Annotated in this window: 29 protein-coding genes; 20 read left to right on the top strand and 9 right to left on the bottom strand. The window is 58.9% G+C overall.

The features are described from left to right. Window positions 1–47 precede the first annotated feature (47 nt). From cobA to ATU_RS13595, 3 genes are all read left to right on the top strand, one after another. Window positions 48–836: a uroporphyrinogen-III C-methyltransferase gene (cobA, locus tag ATU_RS13605; RefSeq protein ID WP_010972569.1), complete on the top strand. Its 789-nt coding sequence runs from the start codon at window positions 48–50 to the stop codon at window positions 834–836. Beyond that, window positions 833–2149 (top strand): cobyrinic acid a,c-diamide synthase CobB, encoded by a 1317-nt coding sequence (locus ATU_RS13600; RefSeq protein ID WP_010972568.1) that lies wholly within the window; start codon window positions 833–835, stop codon window positions 2147–2149. Before cobA ends, ATU_RS13600 begins: the two co-directional genes overlap by 4 nt. A gap of 222 nt (window positions 2150–2371) precedes the next feature. Further along, the gene (locus tag ATU_RS13595) at window positions 2372–3619 is read left to right on the top strand and encodes a cytochrome-c peroxidase (RefSeq protein ID WP_035258093.1); all 1248 of its coding nucleotides are present in this window, start codon (window positions 2372–2374) and stop codon (window positions 3617–3619) included. Here the strand turns inward: ATU_RS13595 and leuB are convergent. The 3 genes from leuB to ATU_RS13580 all read right to left on the bottom strand — a co-directional run bounded on the left by leuB (window position 3600) and on the right by ATU_RS13580 (window position 5934). Continuing rightward, the gene (gene leuB / locus ATU_RS13590) at window positions 3600–4712 is read right to left on the bottom strand and encodes a 3-isopropylmalate dehydrogenase (protein ID WP_010972566.1); all 1113 of its coding nucleotides are present in this window, start codon (window positions 4710–4712) and stop codon (window positions 3600–3602) included. The two genes, ATU_RS13595 and leuB, sit on opposite strands and share 20 nt — an antisense overlap. Before the next feature lie 221 nt (window positions 4713–4933). Beyond that, entirely contained in the window at window positions 4934–5539 is a 606-nt protein-coding gene (gene leuD, locus ATU_RS13585; protein ID WP_010972565.1) for a 3-isopropylmalate dehydratase small subunit, read from the bottom strand. Window positions 5540–5703: 164 nt separating this feature from the next. After that, window positions 5704–5934: a hypothetical protein gene (locus ATU_RS13580; protein ID WP_006310995.1), complete on the bottom strand. Its 231-nt coding sequence runs from the start codon at window positions 5932–5934 to the stop codon at window positions 5704–5706. Window positions 5935–6044: 110 nt separating this feature from the next. Between ATU_RS13580 and ATU_RS13575 the strand changes: the two genes are divergently transcribed. After that, entirely contained in the window at window positions 6045–6956 is a 912-nt protein-coding gene (locus ATU_RS13575) for an HpcH/HpaI aldolase/citrate lyase family protein (protein ID WP_035258043.1), read from the top strand. Further along, window positions 6953–7159, top strand: coding sequence for a DUF1737 domain-containing protein (locus tag ATU_RS13570; RefSeq protein ID WP_003505258.1), 207 nt, complete (start codon window positions 6953–6955; stop codon window positions 7157–7159). Before ATU_RS13575 ends, ATU_RS13570 begins: the two co-directional genes overlap by 4 nt. 17 nt (window positions 7160–7176) lie before the next feature. Here ATU_RS13570 and ATU_RS13565 read toward each other — a convergent pair whose 3' ends face one another. After that, window positions 7177–7617 (bottom strand): metallopeptidase family protein, encoded by a 441-nt coding sequence (locus ATU_RS13565; protein ID WP_006310993.1) that lies wholly within the window; start codon window positions 7615–7617, stop codon window positions 7177–7179. Between the two features lie 332 nt (window positions 7618–7949). Here ATU_RS13565 and rplU point away from each other — a divergent pair, with 332 nt between their 5' ends. From rplU to ATU_RS13495, 14 genes are all read left to right on the top strand, one after another. Next, complete coding sequence (gene rplU / locus ATU_RS13560; RefSeq protein ID WP_003516451.1) at window positions 7950–8264, top strand: 50S ribosomal protein L21; 315 nt, start codon at window positions 7950–7952, stop codon at window positions 8262–8264. 40 nt (window positions 8265–8304) lie between these two features. Then, window positions 8305–8574 (top strand): 50S ribosomal protein L27, encoded by a 270-nt coding sequence (gene rpmA / locus ATU_RS13555; protein WP_003492686.1) that lies wholly within the window; start codon window positions 8305–8307, stop codon window positions 8572–8574. A 131-nt stretch (window positions 8575–8705) separates the two neighbouring features. After that, complete coding sequence (locus tag ATU_RS13550) at window positions 8706–9338, top strand: GNAT family N-acetyltransferase (RefSeq protein ID WP_006310979.1); 633 nt, start codon at window positions 8706–8708, stop codon at window positions 9336–9338. Then, complete coding sequence (locus tag ATU_RS13545; protein ID WP_010972563.1) at window positions 9335–9925, top strand: GNAT family N-acetyltransferase; 591 nt, start codon at window positions 9335–9337, stop codon at window positions 9923–9925. Before ATU_RS13550 ends, ATU_RS13545 begins: the two co-directional genes overlap by 4 nt. A 214-nt stretch (window positions 9926–10139) precedes the next feature. Beyond that, on the top strand, window positions 10140–11207 hold the full coding sequence (gene obgE / locus ATU_RS13540; RefSeq protein WP_006310970.1) for a GTPase ObgE: 1068 nt from the start codon (window positions 10140–10142) through the stop codon (window positions 11205–11207). After that, the gene (gene proB, locus ATU_RS13535) at window positions 11204–12373 is read left to right on the top strand and encodes a glutamate 5-kinase (RefSeq protein WP_010972562.1); all 1170 of its coding nucleotides are present in this window, start codon (window positions 11204–11206) and stop codon (window positions 12371–12373) included. Before obgE ends, proB begins: the two co-directional genes overlap by 4 nt. Then, window positions 12366–13652, top strand: a complete 1287-nt coding sequence (locus tag ATU_RS13530; RefSeq protein ID WP_035258038.1) for a glutamate-5-semialdehyde dehydrogenase — start codon at window positions 12366–12368, stop codon at window positions 13650–13652. The genes proB and ATU_RS13530 overlap by 8 nt, the downstream gene beginning before the upstream one ends. 42 nt (window positions 13653–13694) lie before the next feature. Beyond that, window positions 13695–14279 carry a nicotinate-nucleotide adenylyltransferase gene (locus tag ATU_RS13525; RefSeq protein WP_010972560.1) on the top strand — a complete coding sequence of 195 codons (585 nt, stop codon included), beginning with the start codon at window positions 13695–13697 and terminating at the stop codon, window positions 14277–14279. A 50-nt stretch (window positions 14280–14329) separates the two neighbouring features. Then, entirely contained in the window at window positions 14330–14818 is a 489-nt protein-coding gene (gene rsfS / locus ATU_RS13520; RefSeq protein ID WP_010972559.1) for a ribosome silencing factor, read from the top strand. A gap of 158 nt (window positions 14819–14976) precedes the next feature. Further along, entirely contained in the window at window positions 14977–15459 is a 483-nt protein-coding gene (gene rlmH, locus ATU_RS13515; protein ID WP_010972558.1) for a 23S rRNA (pseudouridine(1915)-N(3))-methyltransferase RlmH, read from the top strand. Window positions 15460–15618: 159 nt separating this feature from the next. After that, complete coding sequence (locus ATU_RS13510) at window positions 15619–17016, top strand: murein hydrolase activator EnvC family protein (protein ID WP_010972557.1); 1398 nt, start codon at window positions 15619–15621, stop codon at window positions 17014–17016. Further along, window positions 17006–18334, top strand: coding sequence for a S41 family peptidase (locus ATU_RS13505; RefSeq protein WP_006310962.1), 1329 nt, complete (start codon window positions 17006–17008; stop codon window positions 18332–18334). The genes ATU_RS13510 and ATU_RS13505 overlap by 11 nt, the downstream gene beginning before the upstream one ends. 62 nt (window positions 18335–18396) lie before the next feature. Beyond that, the gene (locus tag ATU_RS13500) at window positions 18397–19596 is read left to right on the top strand and encodes a divergent polysaccharide deacetylase family protein (protein ID WP_010972556.1); all 1200 of its coding nucleotides are present in this window, start codon (window positions 18397–18399) and stop codon (window positions 19594–19596) included. A 46-nt stretch (window positions 19597–19642) separates the two neighbouring features. Next, the gene (locus ATU_RS13495) at window positions 19643–20155 is read left to right on the top strand and encodes an RNA pyrophosphohydrolase (RefSeq protein WP_010972555.1); all 513 of its coding nucleotides are present in this window, start codon (window positions 19643–19645) and stop codon (window positions 20153–20155) included. Between the two features lie 42 nt (window positions 20156–20197). Here the strand turns inward: ATU_RS13495 and bfr are convergent, their stop codons facing one another. The 4 genes from bfr to ATU_RS13475 form a co-directional block, all read right to left on the bottom strand. After that, entirely contained in the window at window positions 20198–20683 is a 486-nt protein-coding gene (gene bfr, locus ATU_RS13490; RefSeq protein ID WP_006310955.1) for a bacterioferritin, read from the bottom strand. Then, window positions 20649–20960: a (2Fe-2S)-binding protein gene (locus ATU_RS13485; RefSeq protein ID WP_006310953.1), complete on the bottom strand. Its 312-nt coding sequence runs from the start codon at window positions 20958–20960 to the stop codon at window positions 20649–20651. Before ATU_RS13485 ends, bfr begins: the two co-directional genes overlap by 35 nt. Window positions 20961–21227: 267 nt before the next feature. Next, window positions 21228–21953, bottom strand: a complete 726-nt coding sequence (gene phbB, locus ATU_RS13480; protein ID WP_010972553.1) for an acetoacetyl-CoA reductase — start codon at window positions 21951–21953, stop codon at window positions 21228–21230. A gap of 170 nt (window positions 21954–22123) precedes the next feature. Next, window positions 22124–23305, bottom strand: a complete 1182-nt coding sequence (locus ATU_RS13475) for an acetyl-CoA C-acetyltransferase (RefSeq protein ID WP_010972552.1) — start codon at window positions 23303–23305, stop codon at window positions 22124–22126. Between the two features lie 242 nt (window positions 23306–23547). Here ATU_RS13475 and phaR point away from each other — a divergent pair, with 242 nt between their 5' ends. Next, a complete protein-coding gene (phaR, locus tag ATU_RS13470) occupies window positions 23548–24123 on the top strand; it encodes a polyhydroxyalkanoate synthesis repressor PhaR (RefSeq protein WP_003520279.1) in 576 nt (191 codons plus the stop codon). Between the two features lie 58 nt (window positions 24124–24181). On the opposite strand, the gene ATU_RS13465 is transcribed toward phaR, so the two are convergent. Further along, the gene (locus ATU_RS13465; RefSeq protein ID WP_010972551.1) at window positions 24182–25558 is read right to left on the bottom strand and encodes an MFS transporter; all 1377 of its coding nucleotides are present in this window, start codon (window positions 25556–25558) and stop codon (window positions 24182–24184) included. Between the last annotated feature and the right edge of the window lie 73 nt (window positions 25559–25631).

Below are 25631 nucleotides of genomic sequence, written 5' to 3'. Positions count from 1 at the left end.
TAGCCGGGACGGCTTTTTCCGTCATCGTTAAAAAGCAGCCAAGAACAATGTCGATACCGCAGATTTTGAACAGCATCGCCGCAAAAGGTCCGGTCTTTGAAGCCGGCCACGTCTGGCTCGCGGGCGCGGGGCCGGGCGATGTGCGGTATCTGACGCTCGAAGTGGCGCTCGCGCTGTCGCAGGCCGATATCATCGTGCGCGATGCGCTGGTGAGCGATGATGTCGTGGCGCTCGGTCCGCAGGCGGAAGTCGTCTTTGCCGGCAAGCGTGGCGGCAAGCCCTCCGCGACGCAGGATGACATTACCGCGTCGCTGATCGATTTTGCTCTGCAGGGCAAAAAGGTGCTGCGACTGAAGGGCGGCGATCCCTTTATTTTCGGGCGTGGCGGCGAAGAGGCGGAGGCGCTTGTCCATGCCGGCATTCCGTTTCGCATATTGCCGGGCATGACCTCGTCGTTTACCGCGCTCGCTTCGGCACGCATTCCTGCCACCATGCGCGGCATCAGCCGCGCCGTGACGCTCGCTACCGGCCACGCGGCGGGCACAGAAGAGGATCTCGACTGGCTGGCACTGGCGAAAACGCAGGAACCTATCGTCGTTTATATGGGGCTGAAGAATATCGGCACTATTGCCGGTCTTCTGATGCAGGGTGGACGTTCGGGAAAAACGCCGGTCGCCGTCATCATGTCGGCAACTACTGCGAAAGAACGGATTTTCATCGGTACATTGCAAAGCATAGCTGACGATGCAAAACGGGAGAGCTTCGAAGCGCCGGCTTTGATTATTATCGGCGAGATTGTTTCGATGCGGGATCGTCTTGGAGTGTCGGGCTCATGACGGCGCGGGCAATCATCATCGGTGCGCCGCGCTCGGGCTCCGGCAAGACCAGTGTGACCATCGGCCTGCTCCGGGCTTTTGCGCGCCGCGGGGTGAAGGTGCGCGGCATCAAGACGGGGCCGGATTACATCGATCCCGGTTTTCATGCCTTCGCCACCGGCACACCCGGTCTCAATCTGGACAGCTGGGCCATGCAACCGGACCTGCTGCGACATCTGTTTTCGCAGCAGACCGAGGATGCGGAACTCATTCTCATCGAAAGCGCCATGGGCCTGTTCGACGGTATTCCCGTGGCGGAAAACCGCACCGGCTCGGCGGCGGATCTGGCGCGGCTGTTCCGCATTCCGGTTCTGCTGGTGCTGGATGTCTCCGGTCAGTCGCAGACGGCGGCTACCATTGCGCATGGTTTCGCCCACTACGATCCCGATGTCACCATGGGGGCGGTGGTGCTGAACCGGGCCGGCAGCGAAAGGCACCGGACGCTATGCACTGAAGCCATCGAAAAAATCGGCCTGCCCGTTGTCGGCTGCGTTCTGCGCGATCCTTCCCTCATCTTGCCGGAGCGGCACCTGGGGCTGGTGCAAGCGAGTGAACATCCGGAGATTGACCCCCATATAGACCGGCTCGCGGATGCGATGGAAAAATCCATCGATCTCGACACCCTGTTTTCGCTCGCCGCGCCGGTGGATATGCCCTGCGGTTCGGTGGCGGCGGCGATTGCGCCGCCCGGTCAGCGCATCGCGCTGGCGGAAGATGCGGCTTTCACCTTCCTTTATCCGCATCTTAGGAGGCATTGGCGTGCGGCCGGGGCGGAGATCGTGCCGTTTTCGCCGCTCGCCGATGAGGCGCCCGATGAGAGCTGCGATATTTGCTGGCTGCCGGGCGGGTATCCCGAGCTTTTTGCCGGAAAACTCGCCGATGCTGTCGGCTTCAAGGCGGGCATTACCCGTTTTGCAGAGACCAAGCCGGTGCATGGCGAGTGTGGCGGGTACATGGTGCTCGGTGAGAGGCTGGAAGATGCAGAGGGCGTGATCCATGCCATGACTGGTCTTCTGTCGCACGCCACGAGCTTTGCGACACGCAAGATGAATCTGGGCTACCGGCAGGCCACGATTGCGGCAGACAGCCCGCTCGGCATGGCGGGGGACGTTCTGCGCGGCCATGAGTTTCATTATGCCCGGGTCATCGATCCCGGCCGTGATCAGCCCTTCGCTCATATGGCTGACGGGCAGGGTCGTCCGCTCGGGCCATCGGGCGGCAGGAGAGGTTTTGTCTCGGGCACGTTCTTCCACGCGATCGCCAAAGGCGGTTGATCGTTTGCGGTTCCGGTCGGGGGACCTGCGGCAAAGTGGAGCAAACTGCGAAAGTTTCTAGGCTCCGATCACGGGAAAGTGCTATAGGTCTCTTCATGGGATATGAAAAAGCGGAGTGAGCTCCGGTTACCCATATCCGGTGAAGCGCGACGGGACCTTAAACCGCTTCAAATTTCCCGGTCCGAAGCTGTTATCGCGCATTTTATGTTGAGCGTGCCTGCCATGATGAAACCCGGATTTTTTCTCTCTGCCGCTCTCGCTGCAGCCATTCTGCTGGCTCCTTTGGGCACCGGGGTCGACGGCATTGCCGCCCATGGCGGGGAAGATTATGCAACGCTGGAAAAGCTTGGCGCGGTCCTCTTCGACGATCCCAATCTCTCGATGAACCGCACCATGGCCTGTTCCACCTGCCATATGCAGGCGGCCGGGTTTTCCGATGCACGGGAGAGCGAAAAGGTCGGGCGGGATGTATCACTTGGCGATGACGGGATTTCCCTTGGCGACCGCAACGCGCCGACCGCTGCTTACGCGAAGTTCACGCCGCCTTTCGGCAAGAACGCGGCGGGAGAGTATATCGGCGGGCAATTCTGGGATGGCCGCGCCTCCTTGCTGGAAGATCAGGCGGGCGGGCCACCGCTCAATCCCGTCGAAATGGGCATGCCGGACAAGGCGGCTGTCGTGAAACGGCTCAGGGAGAACCCCGATTACGTCGCGGCTTTCGGCACGCAGTTCGGCAAGGATGTGTTCGCGAGCGACGAAAGCGCCTATGCCGCGATGACCAAGGCGCTGGCGAGCTTCGAGCGCTCGGACGAATTTTCCACCTTCGATTCCAAATATGACCGCTTTCTGCGCGGCGAAGAAAAGCTGACCGATCAGGAGGAGCTGGGCCGCGTTCTGATTTCGTCGACGCAGTTCACCAATTGCAATACCTGCCACGAAATCCGTGGTGCCAAGGGTCTGGAAGACGGCCTCTTTACCAACCACAAATATTTCAACATCGGTGTTCCCGCCAATACATCCGTCAGGGCTGTGAACGGCTCGAAGCCGGATGCTGTCGATCTCGGGCTGGCGCAAAACCCGGCCGTTGCCGGCGATCCAGCCCAGCGGGGCAAGTTCAAGGTGCCGACGTTGCGCAACGTCGCCGTGACCGGTCCTTATATGCACAATGGCGTTTTCAAAGATTTGCGCACGGTGGTGCTGTTCTACGTAAAATATAAGAGCAAGAAGCCTAGCCGTCAGATCAATCCGGAAACCGGCAAGACATGGGATGCACCCGAGGTGCCCGAGAATATTGCCATGACGGAACTGACATCCGCGCCGGCGCTGGACGACAAGCGGGTGGATGCCATCGTGGCATTTCTGAAGACGCTGACCGACCGTCGTTACGAGCATCTTCTGCCAAAGGAGGACGGGCAGACGGCGGCGCCAACTGCCCAGCCCGTTTTAAGCGTTACGCCGAAAGCGCCTTGAATTCGGCGAGAACCGCGTCACCCATGTCAGACGTGCCGACCTGACGGCAACCGTCGGCCATGATGTCGGCGGTGCGGATGCCCTTGTCCAATACATTGGCGATCGCCGCCTCGAGCTTGGTGGCTTCGTCCACCATGTTGAACGAGTAGCGCAGGCACATGGCGAAGGACGCGATCATGGCGATCGGGTTGGCAATGCTCTTGCCAGCGATGTCAGGGGCAGAACCGTGCACCGGCTCATACATGGCCTTGCGCTTGCCGGTCTTGGCATCAGGTGCGCCGAGCGAGGCCGATGGCAGCATGCCGAGCGAGCCAGTCAGCATGGCGGCCACGTCGGACAGCATGTCGCCGAAGAGGTTGTCGGTGACGATCACGTCGAACTGCTTGGGCTTGCGCACCAGCTGCATGCCGCCGGCATCGGCTAGCATATGTTCTAGCTGCACGTCCTTGTATTTGGCCGCGTGGGTTTCGGTGACGACCTGGTTCCACAAAACGCCCGATTTCATCACGTTGCGCTTTTCCATCGAGCAAACGCGGTTGTCGCGGCTGCGGGCCAGTTCGAAAGCGACGCTGGCGATGCGCTCGATCTCGAAGGTGTCGTAGATCTGCGTGTCGATACCGCGCTTCTGGCCGTTGCCCAGATCGATGATCTGCTTCGGTTCACCGAAATAAACGCCGCCGGTCAGTTCGCGAACGATGAGGATATCGAGACCCTCGACCAGTTCCGGCTTTAGCGATGAGGCGGCAGCGAGCGCCGGATAGCAGATGGCCGGGCGCAGATTGGCGAAAAGTTCGAGATCCTTGCGCAGGCGCAGGAGTCCGGCTTCCGGGCGATGCTCATACGGCACGCCATCCCATTTCGGGCCGCCAACGGCACCGAACAGGATTGCATCGGCGGCAAGCGCCTTTTCCATGTCCGCATCGGAAATCGCGACGCCATGCGCGTCGTAAGCGGAACCGCCGACGAGGCCCTCAGAAACGGTAAAGCCGGCATTGTGCGCGCTGTTCATATATTCGATCAGCTTGCGGACCTCAGTCATGGCTTCAGGGCCGATACCATCACCGGGCAGCAGGAAAAGCGAACGGACTGTCATGAGAACCCTCCTTGGGCGGCGCGCCGGAAAACATCACGAAGGGTTTTCGATGGCGGCGAGCGCGGCGTCAAACTCGTTCCGTCCTGCGCATGCCAAGTCGTATCGCAGCCGGACGGGATCGAGGGCTTCTTATCTCCGCCTCAAGGGCTTTTCAAGCAAAGCAAAAGCCGATCCGGTACGGTTTGGTACGGGATCGGCTTTTTTGAAGAGCGGAAATGTAATCAGGCCCAGGGACGGACGGAGGCGTTCGCCTTTTCGAACGTGTCGATGGCGCCGGCATGTTCCAGTGTCAGGCCGATATCGTCGAGACCGTTCAGCATGCAGTGTCGCTTGAATTCGTCGATCTCGAAGGTGATCGTGCCACCATCCGGACCGCTGATTTCCTGGCGCTCCAGATCGATGGAGAGAACGGCGTTCGAGCCGCGCGAGGCGTCGTCCAGCAGCTTTTCGAGGTTCTCGGGGCTGACGACAACCGGCAGGATGCCGTTCTTGAAACAGTTGTTGTAGAAGATGTCGGCGAAGCTGGTGGAGATGACGCAACGGATGCCGAAATCGAGCAGTGCCCATGGTGCATGTTCGCGCGACGAGCCGCAGCCGAAATTGTCACCGGCAACGAGAATCTGGGCGTTCTGGTAGGCGGGCTTGTTCAGCACGAAATCGGGATTGGGCGAACCGTCTTCAAGATAACGGGATTCGGCGAAAAGACCCTTGCCGAGACCGGTGCGCTTGATGGTCTTCAGATAATCTTTCGGAATGATCATGTCGGTGTCAATATTGACGACCGGCATGGGCGCGGCGACGCCCGTCAGCTTGGTAAATTTTTCCATCTGTCGCTTCCCGTGTTTCCCTTGAACAAAATCCGGCACTGACAAAAGCCTGCCGGATGTTTCCTCTGGGGAAATACTGCAAAACCAGGCGCTTTAGAAGCGCAAATCCGCATTCTTCGGTACGCCCGTCGGGCGTTATCGCATCCTGACTGGATTACACGATCTCAGAGATCGATAATCGTGCCCTTGCCGTCGTTCCAGACACGCATGTCGCGCTGGTTACGGGGCTTGACCGGAATGGGGGCCGGCTTCAGACGTGCGGAAAGCAGCCGGGCGGCACTCAAAACCGCAAGCACACCGATGAAAGCTACCGTCAGCGACGCGGTGAAAAGAGCGACCATTGCCAGAATGGCGATTCCAGATGCGGCGATGAAAAACGAACGTATGCCTTGCATGATCCAAACCTTTCTATCGAGACGAATGTGGGCCTTCTTCTACCGGCTTGCAAGAGGATTCAGTGGATTGTCAGCTTGCAGATGTCACAAAAGCTTGACACAAGTGCGGCATCGTCAATTTTTCCGAAAATATTTCTGTGAGACCACGTCGTTCCCTGCTGTCAGTTCCGGCCATCAATATCCGGGCACTCGAAAAAATCCGGGAGCTCGATTGTGATGGCGTGATCCTCGATCTAGAGGATTCGGTTGCGCCCGATATGAAGGGCAAGGCGCGGGAAAATCTGGAAAAGCTGTTCTCAGGCCCGCCTTTCGACGGACGCGAAACCATTATCCGCATCAATCCGCTTTCGACACCTGATGGAAAGGCGGATCTGCAGCTTGTGCTTTCCTGCCGGCCAGATGCGGTTTTATTGCCGAAGGTGGAACAGCCCTCCGATATTCATGACGTGGCCGATTTTCTCGCCGAGGCGGATGCGCCCGAGCATCTGAAAATCTGGGCGATGATCGAGACACCGCTTGGTGTCCTGAATGCTGCCTCGATTGCCGACGCTGCCCATACGCCGAATGCCCGGCTTGCCGCTTTCGTCATCGGGCTCAACGATCTGCGCAAGGAAACGCATGTCCCACGCCTTCCTGGCCGCACCTATCTCGTGCCGTGGATGATGCAGGTGATTCTTGCCGCGCGGGCCTACGGGCTCGATGTCATTGACAGCGTCTCGAATGATTTTCGCGACATCGAGGCTTTCGAAGCCGAATGCGAACAGGGGCGCGCCATGGGCTTCGATGGCAAGATGCTGATCCATCCGGCCCAGATCGAAGCGGCCAACCGGCACTTCGGTCCGGATGAGGCGACGCTTGCGGAAGCACGCGCGATTATTGCCGCTTTCGCAAAACCGGAATCTGTGGAACTGAACATCATCAACATGAACGGTCAGATGATCGAACGGCTGCATGTGGGGCAAGCCGAAAGGCTGGTCGCCATGGCCGATATCATCGCACAAAGAAAGGCAAAAAAGACGTGAAGGTCTATCGTTTCATAACCGGTCCCGACGACGCGAAATTCTGTCACCGGGTCACCGAAGCCCTGAACAAGGGATGGGAACTTGCGGGTTCACCGAGCTATGCCTTCAACGCCGCAAGCGGCGTGATGCATTGCGGCCAGGCCGTGACCAAGGTCGTCGAAGGCAAGGAATACCATCCGGACATGAAGCTCGGCGAGCAATAAGACGCAACGCGGCGGGCCTATCGCTCCGCCGCGGCCTCGTCTGCGCTTTCTTCGATCCGCTCCATGTCGTCATCCGACAGGCCGAAATGGTGGCCGATTTCATGGATAAGGACGTGGGTGATGATATCGCCAAGCGTTTCCTCGTTCTCGGCCCAATAATCGAGAATGGGACGGCGATAGAGCGTGATGCGGTTTATCATCTCGCCCGTTTCCATGGTGAAACGTTCGGAAATACCGCGCCCTTCGAAGAGACCGAGAAGATCGAAGGGTGTTTCAAGCGCCATGTCTTCGAAGACGTCATCGGTCGGAAAATCGGCGATCTCGATGATGAGATCCTTCGTCAGCGCGCGAAATTCCTCCGGCAGGTGGCCATATGCCTCAATCGCAAGCGACTCGAAGGCGGAAAGTGTCGGCGCGTGGCGGTCCCGCCAATCGTCGGTCTGGTCTATGCGGGCCATTTCTGCTCCTTGTTGGAAGGCCCATATAAACACTTGCGGGGCAAATTTCGAGACCCGTCTGCTTCACCCGCCGAAAAAGCATGAAATTCTTGGCGTTACAGTTACTTTTCAAGCCGTCGTCATCTTGACATAAACAGGCGTCTCGCGTAATCGGCACCCAAATTGATGGCGTAGTGCGCCTTCCGTTTATGCCGCCTCTTAAAAGGCGGCTTCACCGGCAGACATTCAAAGGGACTTTCTGTCCTAACGGGTTTCTACCAAATTCCGACTGATAAAAAGACGGCCAGCTTGCATTTGCGGGCAGAGCCGGAACGAACATGAAAGGATAAACAATGTTCGCAGTCATCAAGACCGGCGGTAAGCAGTACCGCGTAGCGGCCGACGCCGTGCTGACCATCGAAAAGCTGGAAGCAGAGGCAGGCGCAACCGTAGAATTCACCGAAGTTCTCGTGATCGGCGAAGGCGCCGACGCTCAGTTTGGTGCTCCCTTTGTCAAGGGTGCCATCGTCAAGGCTGAAGTTGTCGAGCACAATCGCGGCAAGAAGGTCATCGCCTTCAAGAAGCGTCGTCGTCAGAACTCCAAGCGTTCGCGCGGCCATCGTCAGCATCACACTGTCGTCCGCATCACGGACATCGTTGCTGCCTGATCGGCGCGACACGGGAAACAAGGTTTAAAGGAGAACTCCAATGGCACACAAAAAAGCTGGCGGTTCCTCGCGTAACGGTCGCGATTCCGAATCCAAGCGCCTTGGCGTAAAGAAGTTCGGCGGCGAAGCTGTCATTCCAGGCAACATTATTCTGCGTCAGCGCGGCACGCAGTGGCATCCGGGCGCCAATGTTGGCATCGGCAAGGACCACACGATTTTCGCACTGACCGCAGGTAACGTGAACTTCCGTACGAAGGCCAATGGCCGCGTATTCGTATCCGTGGCTCCGAAAGCGGAAGCCGCAGAATAAGCCGGTAAGCGTCATATGCAGCCGGTGTCCCATCGACCCGGCTGAGACGTATCAGGTTCAGTCAAGAAAACAGGGGAGATGGGGCACCACCCAACTCCCCTTTTTCTTTACCCCCAAGGAGGGACTGAACCATGCAAGCTGAATTGTTGAGGGTTGACCAATCACGGTCACCCGAAGAGCGGCCGAGGCCCGATCGGTCGAGGAGCGATTGCCCCGTTTTACTGTCGCAGAGGCTGGTTTTACGCAAGCCTCACGAAGAAGACATCGACGCCCTTGCCCATCTTGCCAACAATGCCAATATCGCGACCATGGTATCGCGTATGCCGCACCCGTACACGGCCAAAGACGCCGCGGACTTCGTGCGACGCTCCAAAGCTGGCGAGATTGGCAAGTGCGTCTATGCGATTACCCGCATGGACAATGGCGAGTTTTTAGGCTGCTGCGCGCTCGAACCCCAGGAAGACGAAAAGACGCTGGAAATCGGTTACTGGCTAGGGGAGCCCTACTGGAACCGCGGCTACATGACCGAAGCGGCGCATGCGCTGATCGACATGGCCTTCCGCACGCGTGAAATCGACCACATCGATGCCCGTTGCCGGGTCACCAACATTGGCTCGCGCCGCGTCATCCAGAAATGCGGTTTCCAGTTCCAGGGCTCCGGCATGGTCGGTTCGCTGGCGCTCGGCGGCATGGTGCCCGTCGAATGGTACCGGCTTGACCGGAAGACGTGGGTTTCGCTGAAGAGCTGGGGGGACATGGGATGAGCGCGCTCGAACTGACCCGTCGCCGGACTGCTACGACCATGGCACCGCCCGGCCCCTGCCCTGTCGTCGAGACGTCGCGTCTGGTGCTGCGCCCGCAACGGCTTTCCGATGCCGGCAGCATCGCGGAATCGCTTGGTGATTTCGCCGTAACCAGAATGCTCGCCCGCGTTCCCGCGCCCTATCACAAGCAGGATGCGCTGGAATGGCTGGTCTTGCGTACATCCGGTACCCTGCCCGACTGGGATTTCGCCATTACCAGTGGCGACGATACCCTGATCGGCGTCGTCTCGGTGGAGTTGCGGCACGGCGAGTGGCATCTCGGCTACTGGCTGAACCGCTTTTACTGGGGCAAGGGTTACATGACCGAGGCAGTGGCCGCCGTGGTCGAGCGGTTTTTCCGCCGCATGCCCGGAGTGGCTCTGCATTCCGGTGTGTTTGCGGATAACCCCGCTTCGTTGCGTGTGCAGGAAAAACTCGGCTTCCGGGTGACCGGCTGCCACCAGATCTACGCCACGGCGCGCGCCACCATGGTGGCGCATATCGATACGGTGATCACGGCTGAGGATTTCATCCGGCCGCACCGCTGACACTGAGGAGCCTCGGGCCGAAAACAGAGAGAGTTTTCGGCCCGAGGCGTTAAACGAAGCCGGTTTAAAGCAAACCGGCCTTGTCCCGCGCAGGGGCTTGCCGCACGATAGTCTTTGACCTCGTGAAGAAGCGCTTGTATTCGAAACGACGATATTTTTGTTTGGCGCGGCACGATTGGTTGGTGCGCCCGCAAACCGACAGAACGGCAGTCCGATGAAATTTCTCGATGAAGCAAAAGTCTATATCAAGTCCGGTGATGGCGGCGCGGGCGCCGTGTCGTTCCGGCGCGAAAAATTCATCGAGTTCGGCGGCCCTGACGGCGGTGATGGCGGACGCGGCGGCGACGTCTGGGTGGAAGTGGTCAATGGCCTTAACACGCTGATCGACTTTCGCTTCCAGCAGCATTTCAAGGCTTCTATCGGACAGCATGGCATGGGCAAGACCCGCACCGGTGCCAAGGGTTCGGATGTCGTGCTGAAAGTGCCTGTTGGTACCCAGATTTTCGAGGAAGACAATGAAACGCTGATCATGGACCTTACGAAGGAAGGTCAGCGCTTTCGTCTTGCTGCCGGCGGCAATGGCGGTTTCGGCAATGCCTACTTCAAGTCGTCCACCAATCAGGCGCCTACCCATGCCAATCCGGGCCTGGCAGGTGAGGAAAAAACCATCTGGCTGCGGCTTAAGCTGATTGCTGATGCCGGTCTCGTTGGTCTGCCGAATGCGGGTAAATCCACATTCCTGGCGACCGTGACCCGTGCGCGTCCGAAGATCGCCAATTATCCCTTTACCACGCTGCATCCCAACCTTGGCGTTGCGACCATCGACGGTCGTGAATTCGTGCTGGCCGACATTCCCGGTCTTATCGAAGGCGCGCATGAGGGTGTGGGCATCGGCGACCGCTTCCTCGGCCACGTGGAGCGCACGCGTGTGCTGCTGCACCTCGTCTCCGCCCAGGAAGAAAAAGTCGGCAAGGCCTATAAGACGGTCAAGGCCGAGCTGGATGCTTACGGCGGCGGGCTGACCGACAAGCCGGAAATCGTGGCGCTGTCGCAGATTGACGTGCTGGACGAGAAAGAACTGAAGAAAAAGGCTAAGGAACTGGAAAAGGCCTGCGGCCGTCCGCCGCTCCTGCTATCCGCTGCCGCCCATATCGGCATGACGGAAGCACTGCGCGCCCTTCGCGACATCATCGTTTCGGCAAGCAATGGCGGCGACACCGCCCTTCCAGACCGGTCGATGCCGCATGAGAGCGAGGTCGAGGAAGAGGACGACCGCCTATGAGCCTGACGCGCAAGCCGCTGGCGAGCCACCACCGGATCGTCATCAAGATCGGTTCGGCGCTTCTGGTGGACCGGAAAAGCGGCCTGAAGAAAGACTGGCTGGATGCCATCTGCGAGGATATCGCGGCGCTGAAAAAAAACGGCGCGGATGTCCAGGTCGTGTCTTCTGGCGCCATTGCGCTTGGCCGCACCGTGCTCGGCCTGCCTTCCGGTGCACTGAAGCTGGAAGAAAGCCAGGCGGCGGCGGCAGTCGGCCAGATTGCGCTGGCGCGGGCATGGTCGGAAAGCCTGTCGCGGCATGAGATCGTCGCCGGTCAAATTCTATTGACGCTATCCGATACCGAGGAGCGTCGGCGTTATCTCAACGCGCGTGCCACCATCAATCAGCTTTTGAAGATCGGCGCCATTCCGATCATCAATGAAAACGACACGGTGGCGACCACTGAAATCCGTTATGGGGACAATGACCGTCTGGCCGCGCGCGTGGCCACGATGACGGGTGCCGATCTCCTGGTGCTGTTGTCGGATATTGACGGGCTCTACACCGCCCCACCGCATCTCGATCCCGATGCGAAATTTCTTGAGACGATTGCCGATATCACGCCCGAAATCGAAGCCATGGCGGGTGGGGCGGCCTCCGAGCTTTCGCGCGGCGGTATGCGCACCAAGATCGATGCGGGCAAGATCGCGACCGCTGCCGGTTGTGGTATGATCATCGCTTCCGGCAAGACGCTCAATCCGCTGAAGGCAATCGAAAACGGCGCACGGTCTTCATGGTTTGCACCCTCCGGCACGCCGGTGACGGCCCGCAAGACCTGGATTGCCGGGCAATTGCAGCCGGCCGGCGAAATCCATGTGGATGCCGGGGCCGAAAAGGCGCTTTATGCTGGGAAAAGCCTGCTTCCCGCCGGTGTGCGGCAGGTGAAGGGCAATTTCGGACGCGGCGATGCCATTGCCATCATCGGCGTCGAAGGCCGTGAAGTGGCGCGCGGTCTTGCGGGTTACGATGCAGAGGAAGCGCGCCTGATCATCGGCCACAAGTCCAACGAGATCGAGACGATCCTCGGTTATGTCGGACGGGCGGCGATGATCCATCGCGACGACCTTGTGATGACTGGCGCTGCCGTCAAAGTGAAACATGCAAAGAAGGATGAGGTCCATGCCTGAACAGGCCGTGAAGCAGAGCCATGATATCGATGCGCTGATGATGACCATCGGCGCTCAGGCGAAAGCTGCTTCGCGACCGTTGTCCATCGCCGGCACGGACCAGAAGAACCGTGCGCTGCTTGCCATGGCATCTGCCATTGAGGCTTCGAAGGAGGCGATCCTTGCCGCCAACCGCAAAGATCTGGCGGCTGCGGAAAGCGCCGGCCTTGCCGCTTCGTTCGTCGACAGGCTGACACTCAACGATGCGCGCATCGCCGGCATTGCCGAAGGCATCCGCTCGGTTGCCGCGCTGGCCGATCCGGTGGGTGAAGTCATCGCCGCCTGGGATCGCCCCAACGGGCTGAAAATCGAGCGCGTGCGCACGCCGCTCGGCGTTATCGGCGTGATCTACGAAAGCCGCCCGAATGTGACGGCGGATGCGGGCGCGCTGTGCCTCAAGGCCGGCAACGCCGTGATCCTGCGCGGCGGCTCGGATTCGCAACATTCATCGCGTGCTATCCATGCCTGTCTCGTGCAGGGCCTGAGGATCGCCGGTCTTCCGGAGAATGCCATTCAACTCGTGCCGGTAACCGACCGCGCGGCTGTCGGCGCTCTTCTCAGCGGGCTTAAAGGTACGGTCGATGTCATCGTGCCGCGCGGCGGCAAAAGCCTGGTGGCGCGGGTGCAGTCTGAAGCCCGTGTGCCGGTCTTCGCGCATCTGGAAGGCATCTGCCATATCTATGTCGACAAATCCGCTGATCTCGACATGGCAAAAGCCATCGTCGTGAATGCGAAGATGCGCCGCACCGGCATTTGCGGGGCGGCCGAAACCCTGCTGGTGGATGCGTCTGCCGTCTCCAGTCATCTCGAGCCAGTCGTCAAAGCCCTGCTTGACGCGGGTTGCGAAGTACGTGGTTCGCAGCCGGTTCGTAATGTGGTTGAGGGGCTGGAGGCCGCTACGGAAGAGGACTGGCGCACCGAATATCTCGATGCGATCATTTCGGTCGCCGTGGTGGATGGCATTTCCGGCGCGATCGAGCATATCGGCACCTATTCGTCCAATCATACCGAGGCGGTGATCGCCGAGGACCCGGATGTGGTCGCGCGGTTTTTCAACGAACTCGATTCGGCCATTCTGCTGCACAATGCCTCGACGCAATTTGCCGATGGCGGCGAATTCGGCATGGGCGCGGAAATTGGCATCGCCACCGGCAAGATGCATGCGCGGGGCCCTGTCGGCGTCGAGCAGCTCACCTCGTTTAAATACCGTGTGCATGGCACCGGCCAGACACGGACCTGATATTTGCCGGCCGATAAGCGCCTCGACAGACGTTATCTCGCCATGCCGCACGTGGAGCGCGGCATGGTCGTCGGGCTTTTCGGCGGCTCCTTCAATCCGCCGCATGCCGGTCATGCGCTCGTCGCCGAAATCGCGTTGCGCAGACTGGGCCTCGACCAGCTCTGGTGGATGGTCACGCCGGGTAATCCGCTGAAAAGCCGCTCCGAACTGGCGTCTCTTGAGGACCGTATCGCCGCCTGTGAAAGGCTCGTCAGTGATCCGCGCATCAAGGTAACGGCTTTTGAGAAATCGCTTGGGATCAGCTACACGGCCAATACGCTTGCCAAGGTGAAAGCAAAAAATCCGCATGTTCGCTTCATCTGGATCATGGGAGCCGACAATCTGAAGAGCTTCCATCGTTGGCAGAAATGGCGAGAGATCGCCGAGACCTTTCCAATCGCGGTGATTGATCGGCCAGGCTCCACCCTTTCTTATCTCTCCTCCACCATGGCGCAGGCTTTCAGCCAGGCGCGGATCGATGAGGATGATGCGGGTGTTTTGTGGAAAAAAAAGGCGCCCGCCTGGGTCTTCATCCATGGTCCGCGCTCGACGCTCAGTTCGACGGCGCTCCGTAATAATCACAAATGATGTATGCGACAGCCGTTGAAGGGTCCATATCTTGAAAAGTTAATGCTTTGATGCCACCTTCATGGGGTGACGCACAGATTCGCGTCGCCAGTATCTGTTTTGTCATTCTTGGAAAGGGAAAACCTCTGACAACAGTACACACCAAGGGAAAAGCATTTGTTGCTATCCCGAAGGGTCAGGACAGTGGCGACGATGCCGCCGATCATGCCCTCGAAACCGTCCTCGCGAGCCTCGAGGACTCCAAGGCCGAAGATATCGTATCTCTCGACATTGCCGGAAAATCGGCGCTTGCAGACTACATGGTCGTGGTCTCCGGGCGATCGAACAGGCATGTCTCGGCGATTTGCGAGCATCTCCTGAAAGATATGAAGGATGAAGGGTTCGGAAACGCCCGAATCGAAGGCCTTGAGGCCGGAGACTGGGTGGTTATCGACGCCGGCGATATCATCGTTCATGTGTTCCGTCCGGAAATCCGCGTCTTCTACAACATTGAAAAAATGTGGGCGACGCCTGAAATGCCGGAAGAAACGCTGCATTGATGCGGTGAGCCTTTGAGCGAGTGCATCGTGTTTGCCGAAGATCACGCCTGACTTCGGAAAAGGTGTCTCTGGCCGGAAATCAGACCGGCCGCATGGGAATCCGCAGGCTATGCTGTTAAGAGCGGGACCCTGTTGGTCACGACGAATGCAGGTTTGCGATGCGGATTTCAATTTTTGCGGTGGGACGGCTGAAATCCGGCCCTGAAAAGGATCTTGCGGCCCGTTATATCGAGCGTCTGGCCAAGACCGGCCCGGCGATCGGGCTGGAGTTTTCCCGGGTGATCGAGGTGGGCGAAAGCCGTGCTTCCAATGCCGAGACCCGCAAGCGCGAAGAAGCGGCGATGCTGGAAAAACATCTGGCTGACGGCGCAGTCCTCGTCTTGCTGGACGAGCGCGGGAAAGCCCTTGATAGTCCTGCCTTCGCTTCGCTTTTTGGCGATCTGCGCGATAGCGGCAAGCGTGACCTCGTGATCGCCATAGGCGGGGCAGACGGGCTCGATTCCGCGCTTTACGACAAGGCGACGGCGGTTCTCAATCTCGGCAAGCTGACCTGGCCGCATCAGATCGTTCGTATCCTGATTGCCGAACAGCTCTACCGCGCCGTCACCATCCTTTCCGGCCATCCCTACCACCGCGTTTGAACGGGTTTCGATTCCAAAAATCGTCTCAATTTCAACATGAAACTCCGCGACACCGCTGGCTGCGGGGGGCTTTGACGGCAGCCTTTTTCAGGCCCCTTGGAAGATCGCGACAAAATCCGTAATATCGGCGCTTCCGCTTCGGCAGCAAAGAAAGTTCAAATGGATACTGAGCCTCAACGACAACGGCACGCTGCCCTTGCGGGCGCGGTTATTGCTGCTTTCGTTTTAGGTGGTAGCCCTGTTCATGCGCGTGATGATGCGGGAGCCGTTCCTGCGGCGACTGACGATTCGTCCCCCGCCGCGCTTCAGGCGCTGGAAAAGCGTCGGGATCAGAACCGGCAGGATCTGGAAGAGCTGGTCGACAGCATCGGCCTCTCGGAGGACAAGACAAGGACGCTCGAGGAAAGCATCGCTTCCCTCAATCAGGACAGCGCCCGCATCCGCGAAGAACTGATCGCATCGGCCGCCCGGCGCAAAGCGCTGGAAGCCAAGATCAGTGACGGCGAAGATCGTCTGGCCAAGCTTTCTGTGCGCGAGGATGACGTCAAGGCATCGCTGCGGGAAAGACGTGGCGTGCTGGCGGAGGTTCTGGCGGCGTTGCAGCGAATGGGCAGAAACCCGCCCCCCGCCCTTCTTGTTTCGCCGGAAGACGCGCTTGCTTCGGTCCGTAGTGCCATTCTTCTCGGCGCAGTCGTGCCCGGCATTCGTGGTGAAACCGACAAGCTGGTCGCCGCTCTCAAAGAATTGACCGATGTCAGGCAGGCAATCGCTCGCGAAAAGGATGATCTTACGGGTATGATGACGGCAAGTCTGGAAGAGGAAAAACGCCTCGACCTGCTGATTGCCGAAAACGACCGCAAGAACACCCAGACGGCGGCGCAGCTGGAGGCGGAACGCAAGCGATCTGAAGAGCTTGCGGGCAAGGCGACGAGCCTTGAGGGACTGGTTAGCTCGCTTGAAGGCGAGATTACCTCGGTGCGTGAGGCGATGGAAAAGGCGCGGGCGGAAGAGCAGCGCCTGGCCCGTCTTTCCGAAGCGGAACGCGAGAAGGAGCGTGCTGCGGCCGAGGCCGGAATGCCCGATAAAAACCGCATTGCGCCCGCATATCCCTTCGCGAGTTTGAAGGGAAAGCTGGAGCTTCCGGTTACCGGCGAGGTGTTGCGGCGCTTCGGCGATGCGGATGGTACAGGCCACTTTTCCAAGGGAATTGTTGTGGCGAGCGGACCGGAAGCCATCGTGACAGCGCCTGCGGATGGCTTCGTGGTGTTTGCCGGAGATTTTCGCAGTTACGGCCGGATGATCATCCTCAATACGGGTAACGGATATCATGTGGTGATGACGGGCATGGACAATGTGAGGACGCGACAGGGCATGTTTGTGTTCTCCGGAGAGCCCATCGCCTCCATGGGTGCAAAAAGAGTAGCGAGTGCAGCAGCATTGGCGCTGGAAACCGACCGGCCAACGCTCTACATTGAGTTCAGGAAAGATGGTGTGCCGGTTGATTCCCAACCATGGTGGACCGCAAAAAATACCGGAAGGGCGCACAATGATTCGTAAGGTTTCGCTTCTCCTTATCGGTGGGCTTATGGGCGCCACGGCGATGAGCGTGATTTATTCGGCGAGCATGCCGGCACAGGCGGCCGGGCCTTCGACCTATAAGGAACTGTCGATTTTTGGCGACGTGTTCGAACGCGTGCGCGCACAATATGTGACGCCGCCCGATGACGAGAAGCTGGTTGAAAATGCCATTAACGGCATGCTCAGCTCGCTCGATCCGCATTCGAGCTTCATGAATGCCAAGGATGCCAACGACATGCGCACCCAGACCAAGGGTGAGTTCGGCGGTCTTGGCATCGAAGTGACCATGGAGAACGAGCTGGTCAAGGTCATCTCGCCGATGGACGACACACCGGCTTCGCGTGCAGGCATTCTCGCCGGTGACTATATTTCGGAAATCGACGGTACGCCGGTTCGCGGCCTGAAGCTGGAACAGGCCGTCGAAAAGATGCGCGGTGCCGTCAAGACGCCGATCAAGCTGACGGTGATCCGCAAGGGTGCCGACAAGCCGCTCGAATTCACCGTCGTGCGTGACGTGATTGCCGTGCGGGCCGTCAAGTCTCGCGTCGAGGGGGACAATGTCGGTTATCTGCGCGTCATCTCCTTTACCGAGAAGACCTATGACGATCTCGAAAAGGCGATCAAGAAGATCAAGGCGGATGTGCCGGCCGACAAGCTGAAGGGCTATGTCCTCGACCTGCGCCTCAACCCCGGTGGTCTGCTCGATCAGGCGATCAATGTCTCCGACGCTTTCCTCGAGCGCGGTGAGGTTGTTTCGACCCGTGGCCGCAATCCCGATGAGACTCGCCGCTTCAATGCGACGGCCGGCGATCTGACCGATGGCAAACCGGTGATCGTGCTCGTCAACGGCGGTTCGGCTTCGGCTTCGGAAATCGTCGCGGGTGCGTTGCAGGATCTGCGTCGTGCGACCGTGGTCGGCACGCGCTCCTTCGGTAAGGGTTCGGTGCAGACGATCATTCCGCTCGGTGAAGCGGGCGCGTTGCGCCTGACCACGGCGCTTTATTACACGCCGTCGGGCAAGTCGATCCAGGGTACGGGCATCGAGCCCGATATCAAGGTGGAGCAGCCGTTGCCGGCGGAATTGCAGGGCCGTGTGACGGCTGAAGGGGAATCAAGCCTTTCCGGTCACATCAAAGGCCAGAGCGAGACCGACGAGGGTTCTGGTTCTTCCGCCTACGTCCCGCCGGAAGCAAAGGACGACATCCAGCTCAACTATGCGCTGGACCTGTTGCGCGGTGCCAAGACGGATCCGTCTTTCCCGCCGAACCCGGACAAGGCTGTGGTCAACAAGCAGTAAGATGATGCGCTGGTTCGCCGGCGCGTTCTCTCCATTGCCCAACCATTTGGACGGACTGTTTATTGTCTTCGGACCTGCGAAAACCGCTTCTGGGTCGTCAGAAAAAAAGCGCCGGTATCAACCGGCGCTTTTCCGTCATTATGCTTCTGTCTGTGCTTGCCGTTCTGTCGATCGGTGGCCTGTCCATCTACACGGCGCTGTCGCCCGGTAATCTGCAGAAAACGGCGGCCGGACCGGATGGACAGCCGCAGCTTGCCGAAAAGGCCCCTGAAAAAGCACAGGTCGATGTGCCTGCTGCCGGTGACACCGCCGGGCTGCAGCCGCAAAGCGGTCGCTCCGGCGCCAATATCAATCGGGCGACCTTGCCCGATGGCAATGTCGTATCGGTTTATTCTCCCCGGCCCCGTGACAGTGACGGCCCTGTGCTGATGAGCGGCCAGACCTATGGCCAGGATCCGCGCATGGCGACGCGGCCCAATGAGGAGCTGCTGGAGGAAACCGCCTTCGGTCAATTGCCCGTTGTCGGTGCGGATGGCCTGCGGCCGATGGAGCAATATGCCCGGCCATGGTCCGGCGCACGCGGCACCCGGGTGGCAATTGTGGTCGGCGGTCTCGGTCTCAGCCAGACGGGTTCGCAAAAGGCGATCCGGGATCTGCCGCCGGAGGTAACGCTCGGTTTTGCCGCCAGCGGCAACAGCCTGCAGCGCTGGATGCAGGACGCGCGCCGTGAGGGGCATGAGATCCTTCTGCAGATACCGCTGGAACCCTTCGGTTATCCCGGCACCAATCCCGGTCCTGACACCTTGCTGGCGGGCGACCCTGCCAAGGTCAATATTGACCGGCTGCATCGCTCCATGGCGAAAATCACCAATTATACCGGCGTCATGAATTATCTCGGCGGGCGTTTCCTGGCCGAACAGTCCGCGCTGGAGCCGGTCATGCGAGATATCGGCAAACGTGGATTGCTGTTTCTGGATGATGGCTCCTCGGCGCAGTCGCTGAGCGGCGGGATTGCGAAAGCCATTTCCGCGCCGCAGGGTTTCGCGGATGTTCTGCTTGACGGTGAAGTCACCGAAGCCTCCATCCTGCGTAAGTTGGACGATCTGGAACGGATTGCGCGCCGCAACGGCCAGGCGATCGGTGTGGCCTCGGCATTCGATGAAAGCATTGCGGCGATCTCGAAATGGTCACGCGAGGCTGGTGGGCGCGGCATCGAGATTGTCGGCGTTTCTGCGCTTGTTTCCGGGCAGGCGGGGCAGTAAACCTTGCCTGCGTCCATTTCCGGCGCTGAGACAGTGCGGGTTTCCCATGACAATCAAAGCAGAAGATTTGCCTTACCGTCCCTGTGCGGGAATAATGGTTTTGAACGCTCAGGGCCTCGTCTGGGCCGGCCGGCGCATCAAGGAGGGCAACTCCGAATATGATGGCTCGCCGCAATTGTGGCAGATGCCGCAGGGTGGCATCGATGATGGCGAACGGCCTTTGACGGCTGCCATTCGTGAACTCTACGAAGAGACGGGCATGAAGACTGTGACCCTGCTTGCGGAGGCGAGCGACTGGATTCACTATGATCTGCCGCCCGAACTGATCGGTATCGGCCTCAGGGGCAAATATCGCGGCCAGGCGCAGCGCTGGTTCGCGTTCCGCTTTGAGGGTGATGAAAGCGAAATCCAGATCGATCCGCCGCCTACCGGGCATTCGGCCGAATTCGACGCCTGGGACTGGAAGCCGATGGAAAGTCTTCCGGAACTGATCGTGCCCTTCAAGCGGGCGGTCTATGAAAAGGTCGTGGCAGAGTTCCAGCACCTTTCGGGCAAATAAAAAAGGCGGCCAAGGCCGCCTTTTTCGTTCTGGCGCCAGTGCTTATTCCGCTTCGTTGGCAGAATCGGCGTTGAGCTGGCCGTATTTTTCCGCGCCGATCTTGCCGAGCAGCTCGAGCTGGGTTTCGAGGAAGTCGATATGGCCTTCCTCGTCGATCAGCAGGGCTTCGAACAGCTTCATGGAGACGTAGTCTCCAGCCTCGGAACAGATATCACGCGATTTCTTGTAGGAAGTCCGTGCGTCATATTCGCCAGCCAGGTCGGCTTCAAGCACTTCCTTGACGTTCTGGCCGATGCGCAGCGGAGCCAGAGTCTGGAGGTTGGGATGACCTTCCAGGAAGATAATACGATCAATGATCTTGTCGGCGTGCTGCATCTCTTCGATGGATTCGGCACGCTCCTTCTTTGCGAGCTTGGTGAAACCCCAATCATTCAGAAGCCGGTAGTGAAGCCAATACTGGTTTACTGCACCGAGTTCTAGAAAAAGGGCTTCGTTAAGCCGCTCGATGACTTTTGTGTCGCCTTTCAATGTCCGCTCTCCTGTTCTCTTCATGGAATCGCTTCAAGCGGGACATAAAATCAAAAACATCAGCCTCAGTCGAGTGGCGACGGGCGTGATATTCTTCCGTGGTTTTGATGATCAGGTCGACAACGGTCGGAAAACAGCCGCAGCAGCGACCGCGTTTTTCCATGGCATGATACACTTTTGCAGGAACGATAAGCTGCCAACAGTCCTCATCGAGGAGTTCGTTGATGACGTCTCGGATATCGTGATCGGTAATGTAATTGCAGCTGCAAACCAGCATGATGGACTGCCTGTATGACGCAACACGTTGTTTTCATTCTTAAACCAAAACAGGACAGTAAATGTCAAGAAAAACCTCCAATAGTGCGACGGCAAGCTCTCTAGACTCGTTCTAAACTATACGAAAACCCTCGTATTTTCATTGGTTTAGCAGTTGCTTTATTGCGGTATTCTGCGTTCAAGTTTTTGTGCGCAACAAAACTATCCAGCATCATTATCACGAAAAGTTTATCATCAGCGTCGGGCCGGATGTGGAGGACGAGCTATCTCAGGCGAAATATTGCCCGCCATTGGCTGTCATCGTGGAGCCGGTGATGAAACCCGCCTCGTCCGACACCAGAAACAGGACGCAACGCGCGATTTCTTCCGGTTCACCCAAGCGTCCGACGGGAATTTGCGGCACGATCCGTTCCGCCAGAACCTTTTCCGGTATCGCCCGCACCATCTCCGTGCCGATATAGCCGGGGCAGATGGCGTTGACGGTGATGTTACGGCTGGCGCCTTCCTGGGCAAGCGCCTTGGTGAAGCCGATATCACCCGCTTTCGAGGCGGAATAATTGACCTGTCCCGCCTGTCCTTTCTGGCCGTTGATGGAGGAAATGTTGACGATGCGGCCGAAGCCGCGCTCGCGCATGCCCGGCCAGACGGGGTGTGTCATGTTGAAGACGCCGGTGAGGTTGGTGTCGATCACCTCTCGCCATTGCTGCGGCGACATCTTGTGAAACATCGCGTCGCGGGTGATGCCCGCATTATTGACGAGCACTTCGACCGGTCCGAAGGTTTCCTCAACCTTCGTTATGCCGTCGACGCAGGCGTCATAATCGCGAACATCCCACTGAAACGCCGGGATGCCGGTTTCTTTCTGGAATGCTTCGGCCCTGTCCGTCGTGAAGGCGTAGTTGACGGCCACGCGGTAGCCGGCTGCCTGAAGGGCGCGGGCGATTGCGGCACCTATGCCGCTCGTCCCGCCGGAAATCAACGCAACCCGGCTCATATCGGCCTCCATGACCTATCAACGAAGCGCCTCAATATGCTAGCGCTCCCAACTATTGCGGAACTCGTTCGTTGTGCCCAACGGCCATAGAAATACGGCCAATGGGAGGCCGCTTCTACCCTATTGTCTGGCGAACCGGAATTGCTTTTTGGCAAACCTTGCGAGGGTTTTTAGAGCGCCTCGATGCACATGGCGACACCCATGCCGCCGCCGATGCAGAGCGTTGCGAGACCCCTCGATACGTTGCGGCGACGCATTTCGAAAATCAGCGTGTTCAGGACGCGAGCGCCGGAAGCGCCGATCGGATGGCCGATGGCAATCGCTCCGCCATTAACGTTGACGATGTCAGGGTTAAGGCCCAGCTCGCGCACGACCGCGCAGGATTGGGCGGCAAAGGCCTCGTTGGCCTCGACAAGGCCAATATCGTTGATCGACCAGCCGGCCTTGGCCAGCGCCTTGCGGGAGGCGGGGATGGGACCGGTGCCCATGATCTGCGGATCAACGCCGGCCGTTGCCCAGGAGGCTATGCGCGCTAGCGGTTTGATGCCGCGCTTTGCCGCTTGCTGTTCCGACATGAGAAGCGTGGCGGCTGCGCCGTCATTCAGGCCGGAGGCGTTACCGGCCGTGACCGTGCCTTCCTTGTCGAAGGCGGGACGCAGCTTGGCCATGGTTTCGAGCGATGCGCCATGACGGATATGTTCGTCCGCATCGATGACGATATCGGCCTTGCGGCCCTTTACCGTGAAAGCCACGATCTCGTCAGTGAAGCGACCGGCGTTCTGCGCGGCTTCGGCCTTGTTCTGCGATGCGACTGCGAACTGGTCCTGCTCATCGCGGGAAAGCTGCCATTGGCGAGCGATGTTTTCGGCAGTGATGCCCATCGGGTATCCGTAAAAGGCGTCGGTCAGACCGTCCTTCATCATCGTGTCTATCATCTTGAAGTCGCCCATCTTCACGCCGCCCCGTAGATGGGCGCAATGCGGCGCCATGGACATGGATTCCTGGCCGCCGGCAATGATGATGGCCGCATCCCCCGTCACGATCTGCTGCATGCCCAGCGCCACGGCGCGCAAGCCAGAGCCGCAGAGCTGATTGATGCCGAAGGCGGTTGCCTCCTGCGGAATGCCGGCCTTCATTGCTGCCTGCCGCGCCGGGTTTTGCCCCTCGCCTGCCATGAGCACCTGGCCGAGAATGACCTCATCCACTTCATTGGCCGCGACGCCGGCACGTTCCAGCACCGCACTAATGACGGTGGCACCAAGTTCGTGGGCGGGCGTGTTGGCGAAGTGGCCGTTGAAAGAGCCGACGGCGGTGCGCGCGGCGCTGGCAATCACGATTGAAGGCAGGGTCATTTCTCATCTCCTCACATGCGGGCGGAGACTGGCAAAGCTTTTAATACAAGTCAAATGCCGAAAGTTGCTTTAAAAGATGTTGCTAAATCACGTCGGAATCTTTCGAAAAATTGCTGCGCAAAAAACAAACTGTTGCGATGCACAAAACATTTGTCAGACAGCGTATTTTGCGCATACACTTTGCGCCGGGAAGAGCAAGAAAAACAAAAACAAGAAAATACCATCATCGCGAGGAGGCGGGCATGGCGAAACACGACGGCGAAACAATCATTAAAAAATATGCCAACCGGCGGCTCTATAATACCGGCACGAGCACGTATGTGACGCTCGACGACCTGGCGCAGATGGTCAAGCGCGGCGAGGACTTCAAGGTTCAGGACGCCAAGTCGTCTGAGGATATCACCCACGCGGTGCTGACGCAGATCATCGTTGAGCAAGAAGCCAAAACCGGCAATACGCTGCTGCCGACGGCGTTTCTGCGGCAATTGATTTCCTATTACGGTGACCAGATGCAGATGGTCGTGCCGACATTTCTCGAACATTCGATGAAGACCTTCTCCGATCAGCAGAGCCAGATGCAGGAGCATATGGCCAAGGCTTTCGGTGACGGTTCGCTTGCCCGCAACTTCCAGGCACCGCTGCAGATGATGGAAGAGCAGATTCGCCGCAACACGGAACTGTTCCGGCAGGCGATGCAGGGTTTTACGCCTTTCGCAATGCCACAGGCGCCGAAGGAAACCCGCAAGCCGAATGCATCCGAAATCGATGAGCTGAAGGCGCAGCTGCGCGCATTGCAGCAAAAACTCGACCAGCTCTGATCCTGTCTTTCGGGCCGATGCTGGATTGAACAACCGCATCGGCTGCTGCTCCAGACTTTCAGCCTGCCGTTCTTTCCGGCACGCGCAGCAACAGCAGGAACCCAGCCCCCAGAAACACGATGAGCGTCGCCATGCCGATATGGGCGGAGCCGCTTATAGTGGTTGCTATGGAAAACGACAGCGTTGCCATGAAACTCGTGGCGCGCCCGGAAAGCGCATAGATGCCGAAATAACGGCCCGCTTCTGCCACAGTGATATTGCGGGCGAGATAAGAGCGCGACGAGGCCTGGACGGGCCCGAAGGCAAGGCCGATCAGCACACCATAGAGCAGATAGGCCTTTTCCGCGCCTGTCGCGAAGATGCGGTCATTATCCGCTGTCGATAATTGTATCCAGCCGAACAGGGTGGAGCCCTTTTCCGTCGAGACGATGCCGACCGTTGCGAGCAGCAGCAGCGCCAGACTGATGAGGATAGTGATGCGCGAGCCGAGTTTCTGATCGAGCCGTCCGGCAGCAAAGCAGCCTGCGATGGCGACGACATTGAGCAGGATGCCGAAGAGACCGATTTCCATCGTCGCCCAGCCGAACATGCCGGCAGCGAAGGCCCCACCGAGGATGATTACGCCATTGACACCATCCTGATAAAGCATGCGCGCGATCAGAAATCGCAAAAGCACGGGGCGGTAGCGGAGTTCGCGGAGCGTAATCTTCAGTTCTCCAAGTCCAGAGCGGATCGCGGCTGCAAAGGGCAGACCCTTTTCGGCATCGGAGGTCAACAGGAACATCGGCAGAATGAAGACGAGATACCAGAGGGCGGCAAGCGGTCCGGTTATTCTGGCATCCTCGCCGGTGGCGGGGTCGAGACCGAAAAGCGGTTTGACGCCGGCAATCGTCAGCCCCGTCTGCGGGTTGGAGGCGAGAAGCGTCACCACGGCAATCAGCACCACCATGCCACCAAGATAACCGAGCCCCCAGGCAAGATTGGAGATGCGTCCGACATTTTGCGGATTGGTCAGTCGCGGCATCATGGAATCGTTAAAGACAATCGAGAATTCCGCGGCGATGGAAGCGAGGATCATGCAGATGATGGGCAGGATGATCGGCGACCCCGGCGCTGCAAACCATAGGAAAAACAGGCTGACGATCTTGATGACGGCAAAAAAGGCGATCCACGGTTTGCGTGCGCCGGATTGATCGGCGATGGAGCCGAGGATGGGGGAGAAGAGGGCGATGATGATCGAAGAAACCGTCGCCATGTTGCTCCACGTCGCCTGCGCCGAGATCGGATCATCGGTGAGGCGGGCGACGAAATAGGGGCCGAAAATGAAGGTGGTGACAACAGTGAAGAAGGGCTGCGCCGCCCAGTCGAACATGACCCAGCCCCAAATGCCGCGTTTGGCAACCACTGTTTCCGCGTTCTGGGAGGGGACAGTCATTCATCGTCCTATCGGATAATCGGGAAGTTCGTGATGTTGGCCGTTCACGTCGTTGGTCGCCACCCGGGTCGAT

Origin of the sequence: Agrobacterium fabrum str. C58 (assembly GCF_000092025.1) — a bacterium.
GTDB classification, from domain to species: Bacteria; Pseudomonadota; Alphaproteobacteria; order Rhizobiales; family Rhizobiaceae; genus Agrobacterium; species Agrobacterium fabrum.
Note: the sequence above shows the minus strand (reverse complement) of the source record. Positions and strands in the feature narration are given on the sequence as shown.

Bases quoted from the DNA above. Each gene is read 5' to 3' on its own strand.
- rsfS (WP_010972559.1), top strand. From the start codon at position 14,330: ATGCCACCTTCATGGGGTGACGCACAGATTCGCGTCGCCAGTATCTGT.
- ATU_RS13475 (WP_010972552.1), bottom strand. From the start codon at position 23,305: ATGACCCTGCCTTCAATCGTGATTGCCAGCGCCGCGCGCACCGCCGTC.
- ATU_RS13530 (WP_035258038.1), top strand. From the start codon at position 12,366: ATGCCTGAACAGGCCGTGAAGCAGAGCCATGATATCGATGCGCTGATG.
- rlmH (WP_010972558.1), top strand. From the start codon at position 14,977: ATGCGGATTTCAATTTTTGCGGTGGGACGGCTGAAATCCGGCCCTGAA.
- ATU_RS13600 (WP_010972568.1), top strand. From the start codon at position 833: ATGACGGCGCGGGCAATCATCATCGGTGCGCCGCGCTCGGGCTCCGGC.
- cobA (WP_010972569.1), top strand. From the start codon at position 48: ATGTCGATACCGCAGATTTTGAACAGCATCGCCGCAAAAGGTCCGGTC.
- ATU_RS13550 (WP_006310979.1), top strand. From the start codon at position 8,706: ATGCAAGCTGAATTGTTGAGGGTTGACCAATCACGGTCACCCGAAGAG.
- ATU_RS13580 (WP_006310995.1), bottom strand. From the start codon at position 5,934: ATGCAAGGCATACGTTCGTTTTTCATCGCCGCATCTGGAATCGCCATT.
- ATU_RS13505 (WP_006310962.1), top strand. From the start codon at position 17,006: ATGATTCGTAAGGTTTCGCTTCTCCTTATCGGTGGGCTTATGGGCGCC.
- rpmA (WP_003492686.1), top strand. From the start codon at position 8,305: ATGGCACACAAAAAAGCTGGCGGTTCCTCGCGTAACGGTCGCGATTCC.
- obgE (WP_006310970.1), top strand. From the start codon at position 10,140: ATGAAATTTCTCGATGAAGCAAAAGTCTATATCAAGTCCGGTGATGGC.
- leuB (WP_010972566.1), bottom strand. From the start codon at position 4,712: ATGACAGTCCGTTCGCTTTTCCTGCTGCCCGGTGATGGTATCGGCCCT.
- phaR (WP_003520279.1), top strand. From the start codon at position 23,548: ATGGCGAAACACGACGGCGAAACAATCATTAAAAAATATGCCAACCGG.
- rplU (WP_003516451.1), top strand. From the start codon at position 7,950: ATGTTCGCAGTCATCAAGACCGGCGGTAAGCAGTACCGCGTAGCGGCC.
- proB (WP_010972562.1), top strand. From the start codon at position 11,204: ATGAGCCTGACGCGCAAGCCGCTGGCGAGCCACCACCGGATCGTCATC.
- ATU_RS13595 (WP_035258093.1), top strand. From the start codon at position 2,372: ATGATGAAACCCGGATTTTTTCTCTCTGCCGCTCTCGCTGCAGCCATT.
- ATU_RS13545 (WP_010972563.1), top strand. From the start codon at position 9,335: ATGAGCGCGCTCGAACTGACCCGTCGCCGGACTGCTACGACCATGGCA.
- phbB (WP_010972553.1), bottom strand. From the start codon at position 21,953: ATGAGCCGGGTTGCGTTGATTTCCGGCGGGACGAGCGGCATAGGTGCC.
- ATU_RS13485 (WP_006310953.1), bottom strand. From the start codon at position 20,960: ATGCTGGTTTGCAGCTGCAATTACATTACCGATCACGATATCCGAGAC.
- ATU_RS13510 (WP_010972557.1), top strand. From the start codon at position 15,619: ATGGATACTGAGCCTCAACGACAACGGCACGCTGCCCTTGCGGGCGCG.
- ATU_RS13565 (WP_006310993.1), bottom strand. From the start codon at position 7,617: ATGGCCCGCATAGACCAGACCGACGATTGGCGGGACCGCCACGCGCCG.
- leuD (WP_010972565.1), bottom strand. From the start codon at position 5,539: ATGGAAAAATTTACCAAGCTGACGGGCGTCGCCGCGCCCATGCCGGTC.
- ATU_RS13495 (WP_010972555.1), top strand. From the start codon at position 19,643: ATGACAATCAAAGCAGAAGATTTGCCTTACCGTCCCTGTGCGGGAATA.
- ATU_RS13465 (WP_010972551.1), bottom strand. From the start codon at position 25,558: ATGACTGTCCCCTCCCAGAACGCGGAAACAGTGGTTGCCAAACGCGGC.
- ATU_RS13525 (WP_010972560.1), top strand. From the start codon at position 13,695: ATGCCGCACGTGGAGCGCGGCATGGTCGTCGGGCTTTTCGGCGGCTCC.